Source organism: Mycobacterium sp. TH-M15 (assembly GCF_057473705.1).
The window spans coordinates 1-6,388 of the sequence record NZ_JBYCLB010000074.1 but is presented as its reverse complement, the minus strand read 5'-3'; the positions used below and the strand labels follow the sequence as shown (position 1 = coordinate 6,388).

9 protein-coding genes and 1 pseudogene are annotated in these 6,388 nt (G+C 70.6%); 2 read left to right on the top strand and 8 right to left on the bottom strand.

Annotation, left to right across the window (positions count from 1 at the left end; genetic code table 11):
* Window positions 1–206 (bottom strand): annotated as a pseudogene (locus AC2VNT_RS01890) (signal peptidase I); the annotation flags it as partial.
* A 73-nt stretch (window positions 207–279) separates the two neighbouring features.
* A complete protein-coding gene (gene rplS, locus AC2VNT_RS01885) occupies window positions 280–621 on the bottom strand; it encodes a 50S ribosomal protein L19 (protein WP_486945243.1) in 342 nt (113 codons plus the stop codon).
* A 284-nt stretch (window positions 622–905) separates the two neighbouring features.
* Here rplS and AC2VNT_RS01880 point away from each other — a divergent pair, with 284 nt between their 5' ends.
* Window positions 906–1,937 (top strand): serine hydrolase, encoded by a 1,032-nt coding sequence (locus AC2VNT_RS01880; RefSeq protein ID WP_486945242.1) that lies wholly within the window; start codon window positions 906–908, stop codon window positions 1,935–1,937.
* On the opposite strand, the gene trmD is transcribed toward AC2VNT_RS01880, so the two are convergent.
* The 5 genes from trmD to AC2VNT_RS01855 form a co-directional block, all read right to left on the bottom strand.
* Window positions 1,934–2,641, bottom strand: coding sequence for a tRNA (guanosine(37)-N1)-methyltransferase TrmD (trmD, locus tag AC2VNT_RS01875; protein ID WP_486945241.1), 708 nt, complete (start codon window positions 2,639–2,641; stop codon window positions 1,934–1,936). The genes AC2VNT_RS01880 and trmD overlap by 4 nt on opposite strands.
* Window positions 2,638–3,159, bottom strand: a complete 522-nt coding sequence (rimM, locus tag AC2VNT_RS01870; protein WP_486945240.1) for a ribosome maturation factor RimM — start codon at window positions 3,157–3,159, stop codon at window positions 2,638–2,640. Before rimM ends, trmD begins: the two co-directional genes overlap by 4 nt.
* Window positions 3,160–3,180: 21 nt before the next feature.
* On the bottom strand, window positions 3,181–3,423 hold the full coding sequence (locus AC2VNT_RS01865) for an RNA-binding protein (protein WP_486945239.1): 243 nt from the start codon (window positions 3,421–3,423) through the stop codon (window positions 3,181–3,183).
* Window positions 3,420–3,917 (bottom strand): 30S ribosomal protein S16, encoded by a 498-nt coding sequence (gene rpsP / locus AC2VNT_RS01860; RefSeq protein ID WP_486945238.1) that lies wholly within the window; start codon window positions 3,915–3,917, stop codon window positions 3,420–3,422. The genes AC2VNT_RS01865 and rpsP overlap by 4 nt, the downstream gene beginning before the upstream one ends.
* A 118-nt stretch (window positions 3,918–4,035) precedes the next feature.
* Entirely contained in the window at window positions 4,036–4,458 is a 423-nt protein-coding gene (locus tag AC2VNT_RS01855; RefSeq protein ID WP_486945237.1) for a nuclear transport factor 2 family protein, read from the bottom strand.
* A 45-nt stretch (window positions 4,459–4,503) separates the two neighbouring features.
* On the opposite strand from AC2VNT_RS01855, the gene AC2VNT_RS01850 reads away from it, so the two are divergent.
* Entirely contained in the window at window positions 4,504–5,388 is an 885-nt protein-coding gene (locus AC2VNT_RS01850) for a D-alanyl-D-alanine carboxypeptidase family protein (protein WP_486945236.1), read from the top strand.
* Between the two features lie 151 nt (window positions 5,389–5,539).
* On the opposite strand, the gene AC2VNT_RS01845 is transcribed toward AC2VNT_RS01850, so the two are convergent.
* The coding region (locus tag AC2VNT_RS01845; RefSeq protein WP_486945235.1) for an amidohydrolase family protein at window positions 5,540–6,388 on the bottom strand (849 nt) is incomplete at its 5' end.

Below are 6,388 nucleotides of genomic sequence, written 5' to 3'. Positions count from 1 at the left end.
GTCAGCGTCAGGTAGTACAGCACCAGAGCGATCGAGACCAGCACCCCGGTCTCGCGCAGCAGCGAGCGTTTGGCGTCCTCCGGTTCCTGCTCGGCGGCGGGTTCCGGGGTCTTCGGGGGCTGCGCGCCCGCCGGCTCACCGGCGACAACCGCGGCGGGCGTCGGGTCGGCTCCCGGATCGGACGGCGAATCGGTGGTTTCGGTCACGAGAACAGGGTAGTCAGGTGTCGGTGGCGTACCGCGGCCGACAAGCCCGGTGCCGGGTCCACGCGCACCGAGATCAGCGCTTCTCCTTGATCTTGGCCTTCTTGCCGCGAAGCTCACGCAGGTAGTACAGCTTGGCCCGGCGAACGTCGCCGCGGACCACCACGTCGATGTGGTCGATGTTGGGCGAATGCACCGGGAACGTGCGCTCGACGCCGACGCCGTAGCTCTCCTTGCGGACGGTGAACGTCTCGCGGATGCCACCGCCCTGTCGGCGAAGCACCACACCCTTGAACACCTGAATGCGCTCTTTGGCACCCTCGATCACCTTCACGTGCACGTTCAGCGTGTCACCGGGGCCGAAGGCCGGGATGTCGTCGCGTAGCGACGCCTTGTCGACGAAGTCCAGCGTGTTCATTTTCGGTGCGTCCTTCAGGCTGATCCGTGCCGGGGTTCATGGGCAGTTCATCGGCAGTACGGGCGTGGCGAACGGCCACCGGCTGCCGAGACAACTGCTCAATTGTGCCAGACGGTCCGCGGCCAGTGAAATCGCCCGCCGTGTCGGGCCGCCACGCCGTGACGACAGGCACAATCGGAGTGACTAGGAATGTCGGACACCGGCACGGTAGCCTGGTCGCCGGGCCGACGACAGTAACAGCGAGCCCACGTCGTTGTTCCGGATCAGGTGTGTCAGGGAGGCCCATGCGCGCGCGCTCGTCGGTGTTGCTGCTCGCCGTCGTGATGCTGATGTCGGCGGCGCTGATCGGCCGCGACGAGAAATTCCAGACCCCCATCGCAGCGGCGGCGCCAGCCGCGTCGCCGGCGACCCGGGTGGTCGACCTGACTCCGGTGGTCACCGCGATCGGGGCTCCGCGGGCGCCGGTGGGGCAACCGGGCGTGGCGTTCGATTCGCTGGAGACGCGCATGCGGCAGGCCACCGAGCAGGCCGCCGCCGCCGGCGCCACCATCTCGGTCGCGGTGCTGGATCGGGCCACCGGCCGGCTGGTCACCAACGGCAACACCCAGACGATCGCCACGGCGTCGGTGGCCAAGCTGTTCATCGCCGACGACCTGCTGATGAACGACTCCCAGCCGAACGCCATCTCGACCAGGCCGACCATCGCCGCGCCGCAGCCGCAGCAGGTCGGCGTGGCCGAACCGACCACGACGGAGCCGGCGCTGCCGTCGCAGCCCACCGCTGGCCTGACCGCCGAGGACCGCGCGCTGCTGGACAGCATGCTGCGCTCCTCCGACGACGGGGCCGCGCAGGAGTTCTGGAACCGCAACGGCGGCAACGCGATCATCAACCGGGTGGTGGCCCGCTACGGGCTGGGCACCACCACGCCACCCTACGACGGCGCCTGGTGGAACACCATCAGCACCGCTCCCGACCTGGTCCACTACTACGACATGCTGCTCAGCGGCGGCGGTGGGCTGCCCGCCGATCGGGCGAACATCATCATCGGTGACCTGGCTCGCTCCACCCCGTCCGGAATCGACGGATACCCGCAGCGGTTCGGCATCCCGGAGGGCCTGTACGCCGAACCGGTGGCGGTCAAGCAGGGCTGGATGTGCTGCATCGGCGCCAACTGGATGCACCTGTCGACCGGGGTGGTGGGCCCGGACCGCCGTTGGGTGGTGGTGATCGAGTCGCTGCATCCCACCGACGACGCGACCGCGCGCGCCACGATCACCCGCGCGGTGAAGACCATCTTCCCGGACGGCCGGGTTTAGTCGTCCCGACGCTCGTGTTCCGGCAGTAGCTCCGGGCGACGTTCCCGGGTCCGTCGCACCGCGGCGGCGTGCCGCCAGGCGACGATCCGGGCGTGGTCACCGGAGAGTAGCACCTCGGGGACGTCGTGACCGCGCCAGCTGGCCGGCCGGGTGTAGCTCGGCGCCTCCAGCAGCCGGTCCCGGCACGGCGAGTGCGAATCGTCTTGCGTCGACCGCGGATTGCCCAGCACGCCGGGGAGCAGCCGAAGCACCGCCTCGATCATCACCAGCGCCGCGGACTCGCCGCCGGGCAGCACGTAGTCGCCAATCGAGACCTCCTCGACCCGCATCCGTCCGGCGGCGTCGTCGACCACCCGCTGGTCTATCCCCTCGTAGCGGCCGCAGGCGAACACCAGGTGCGCCGCGTCGGTCCACCGTTCGGCGGTCTCCTGGGCGAACAGCGAACCGGCCGGCGTGGGCACCACGAGAAGCGATTCGTCCGAACAGATTTCGTCGATCGCCGCGCCCCAGACCGGAGCCCTCATCACCATTCCGGGGCCGCCGCCGTACGGCGTGTCGTCCACCGACCGGTGCACGTCGTGGGTCCAGCCCCGCAGGTCGTGGACCCTCAGCTCGACGATGTTCGACTGGATCGCCTTGCCTGGCAACGACTGTCGGATCGGCTCCAGATACTCCGGGAAGATGGTGATGACGTCGATTCTCATGGTTGCAGATCCAGCAGACCGTCCGGCGGGTCGATCTCGACGATCCGATCGACCAGCGACACCGCGGTCACGATCGCGGCCACGAACGGCACCAGCAGCTCTCCGCCCTGGGCCCGGCGGACCGCGAGCAGCTCACCGGCGGCGGTGTGCAGCACTTCGGTCACCGTGCCGACGTCGGCGCCGGTGACGGTGCGCACCCGCAGGCCTTCGAGTTGATGGTCGTAGTAGGTGTCCGGCTCGTCGATCGGCGGCAGGTCCGCCGAGTCGATCAGGAACAGGTCTCCGCGCAGCGCGTCGGCGCCGTCGCGGTCCACCACCCCGGCCAGCCGCAGCAGCAGCCGCGCCCCGTGCGGGCGGACGGTCTCGATGACATAGCTGCGTTCGGCACCGGCGCGGCTTCTGGCACGCAGCGTGGCGCCCGGGGCAAACCGGAGCTCGGGGTCGTCGGTGCGAACGTCGACGACGATCTCACCGGTGACCCCGTGCGCCTTCACCGCACGCCCGACGGTCAGCTCCACACGCGCTCCATCGGCGGTCGGCTACTGGTCGGTGTCCACCACGTCGACCCGGATGCCGCGCCCGCCGATGCCGGAGACCAGGGTGCGCAGCGCGGTGGCGGTGCGCCCGCCGCGGCCGATCACCTTGCCCAGATCGTCGGGGTGGACGTGCACCTCGACCGTGCGCCCGCGCCGGTTGGTCACCATGTCGACCCGGACGTCTTCGGGGTTGTCGACGATGCCGCGGACCAGGTGGTCGACGGCGTCCACCACGACACCGCTCATCGCGGTCCGGCCTCCGCCGGTGACTCGGCCGACTCCGGCGCCGACTCGGCCGGGGCCTCGGCGGCCGGGCCGTCGTCAGCCTTCCTGGCCTTCTTGGGCTCGTCCTTTTTGGCCTTCTTCTTCGGCGTCGTCGCCTCGGTGGTGGGCGCACCCTCCGCCTCGGCCAGCGCGGCGTTGAACAACTCCAGCTTGCTCGGCTTGGCCGGCTTGACCTTCAGCCTGCCCTCGGCGCCGGGCAGCCCCTTGAACTTCTGCCAGTCGCCGGTGATCTTCAGCAGCTTGAGCACCGGTTCGGTCGGCTGGGCACCGACCGACAGCCAGTACTGGGCGCGCTCGGAGTTGATCTCGATCAGGCTCGGCTCTTCCTTGGGGTGGTAGCGCCCGATGACCTCGATGGCCCGCCCGTTGCGGCGGGTGCGGGCGTCGGCGACCGAGATGCGGTACTGCGGGTTGCGGATCTTGCCAAGCCTGGTCAGCTTGATCTTGACAGCCATGAATCGCTCCTGAGGTGTCACGCGGCAATTCGGCGACGCGGGCGGATTTGCCCACGCCCGGTTTTGCCTCGCGTGTGTCAGTCGCCTATCGTGCCACAGCCGGGTTGCCGGGTGAAAATCATGCCGGTGCCCGGTCGAAGCACTTGGTCTCCACCCGCCGGCTCATCCGCCAGCCATCGGGGGTGCGGACGAATTCGTCGTCGTACCACAGCCCGAGCAGCATCGTGGTGGGCTGCTCGCCGGCGAAGACCATCGGGTTGAAGCAGAACGTCCGGGCGGTGGCGGTGTCGCCGGTGACCTGGATCGACGGCAGGCCGAGCATGTGCGCGTAGCCGGCGAAGTTCGGCAGCACCTCGGCCAGCCACGCCTTCACCTGCGGGTAGTGGCCGTCGATACCGCCCATCGCCCGATAGTCGATGTAGGCATCCGGGGTGAACACCCGGTCCAGGTCGTCGAAGCGACCCAGGTCGATGGCGCTGGAGTAGTCGACCAGCAGCTGCTGGATCTCGTAACGATCGGATATCTCGGCCAGGCTCGCCATGCCTTGATTGAACACGACCGGCGCCCGGCGTTAGGCTGGGCGGTCATGCGGAAGTTCATCGCGAGTTTCGCGGCCGCCACCGCAGTCAGCGCCCTCGGCCTGTTCACCCCCCAGCCCGCCGGCGCCGACATCTCCCAGCCGCCCGGGTCGCTGCCCATCCCGGCCGGGCCGTCACCGTCGTGGATCGTCGCCGACCTGGACAGCGGGCAGGTGCTGGCCGAGGGCGATGGATACGCCGCACACCCACCGGCCAGCACGATCAAGGTGCTGCTGGCACTGACCGTCCTCGACGAGGTGGACCTGGACTCCAGCGTGGTCGCCACCGCGGACGACGCCGACGTGGAGTGCAGCTGCGCCGGCATCGAGGCAGGCCACAGCTACACCGCGCGGCAGCTGCTGGACGGGCTGCTGCTGGTCTCCGGCAACGACGCGGCCAACACGCTGGCCGAGCTGCTCGGCGGCCCTGGCGAGGCGGTGGCGAAGATGAACGCCAAAGCCGAATCGGTCGGTGCGACCAACACCCACGCCAGCACGCCGTCCGGACTCGACGGCGACGGCGGGCCCGGCTGGACCACCCCGCACGACCTGGCGGCCATTTTCCGCGCGGCGCTGGCCAACCCGGTCTTCGCCGGGATCACCGGGGCGCGATCGGCGATGTTCCCGGGTGGGCCCGGCGGCGCCGAGGTGCCGATCGTCAACAGCAACGAGCTGCTGGAGCGCTACCCGGGCGCCATCGGCGGCAAGACCGGCTTCACCAACGCCGCCCGCAAGACCTATGTCGGTGCCGCCGACCGGGACGGGCGACGGCTGGTGGTGGCGATGATGTACGGGCTGATCCAGAGCGGTGGGCCGTCCTACTGGGATCAGGCGGCCGCCCTGCTGGACTGGGGGTTCGCCCAGAACCCGATGGCCGGCATCGGGCCGCTGTAGCCGGATTCCTGATCCTGCTGCCGTCGGCGCGCACCCGGACCCACACCGCCGTCCCCGCCCTGGCCGGCGCCATCGAGGCGATCCTTCGCGCCCACCCGGACGGAATCGCCGGCAGCGAGCGGTGGATCGGCCCACTGCCCGGCCACACCGCTCAGTAGACCCGGCCGCGCAACATCACCAGATCCGGTGCGCCGAGCACCTCCGGGCCGGTGCGCGGGTCGCCCGCGAAGCACACCAGGTCGGCCGGGGCGCCGTGCCCCAGCGCCGGGGCGCCCAGCCAGCGCCGAGCAGCCCAGCAGGCCGCGCCGAGCGCCTCGGTCGGGCTCATCCCGATCCCGGTGAGCGCGGCCACCTCGTCGGCGATCCGGCCGTGGGCGATCATCCCGCCGGCGTCGGTGCCGGCGTAGATCGGCACCCCGGCCTCCCGGGCGGCGCCGATCCGTTCCCGGTGGCTCGCGTGCAGCGCCCGCATGTGCGCGGCGTAGATCGGGTATTTCGCGGCCGAGTCGGCGATTCCCGGGAAGTTGGCGACGTTGACCAGCGTCGGCACCAGCACGGTGCCGTGGGCCAGCATCGACTCGATGACGTCGTCGGTGATGCCGGTGCCGTGCTCGATGCAGTCGATGCCGGCGTTGACCAGCCCGGGCAGCGCCTCCTCGCCGAAGACGTGCGCGGTGACCCGCGCCCCGTGCGCGTGCGCCGCGTCGATGGCCTTCTCCAGCGCGTCGTCGGACCAGAGCGGGGCCAGATCCCCCACCGCGCGGTCGATCCAGTCGCCGACCAGCTTCACCCAGCCGTCGCCGGCCTGCGCCTGCTCGGCCACCGCCGCGGGTAGCGCCGCGTCGTCGTCGACGTCGACGGCCAGCCCGGGAATGTAGCGCTTGGACTTCGCCAGGTGCCGCCCGGCCCGGATGATCCACGGCAGGTCGGGGCGCAGATCCAGTTCGCCGGTGTCGATCGGCACACCGGGATCGCGCAGCAGCAGCACCCCGGACCGACG

Excerpts from the sequence above, each read along its gene's own strand:
- AC2VNT_RS01855 (WP_486945237.1), bottom strand. The coding sequence starts at position 4,458 with ATGGCGAGCCTGGCCGAGATATCCGATCGTTACGAGATCCAGCAGCTG.
- rplS (WP_486945243.1), bottom strand. The coding sequence starts at position 621 with ATGAACACGCTGGACTTCGTCGACAAGGCGTCGCTACGCGACGACATC.
- trmD (WP_486945241.1), bottom strand. The coding sequence starts at position 2,641 with ATGAGAATCGACGTCATCACCATCTTCCCGGAGTATCTGGAGCCGATC.
- AC2VNT_RS01850 (WP_486945236.1), top strand. The coding sequence starts at position 4,504 with ATGCGGAAGTTCATCGCGAGTTTCGCGGCCGCCACCGCAGTCAGCGCC.
- AC2VNT_RS01865 (WP_486945239.1), bottom strand. The coding sequence starts at position 3,423 with ATGAGCGGTGTCGTGGTGGACGCCGTCGACCACCTGGTCCGCGGCATC.
- rpsP (WP_486945238.1), bottom strand. The coding sequence starts at position 3,917 with ATGGCTGTCAAGATCAAGCTGACCAGGCTTGGCAAGATCCGCAACCCG.
- AC2VNT_RS01880 (WP_486945242.1), top strand. The coding sequence starts at position 906 with ATGCGCGCGCGCTCGTCGGTGTTGCTGCTCGCCGTCGTGATGCTGATG.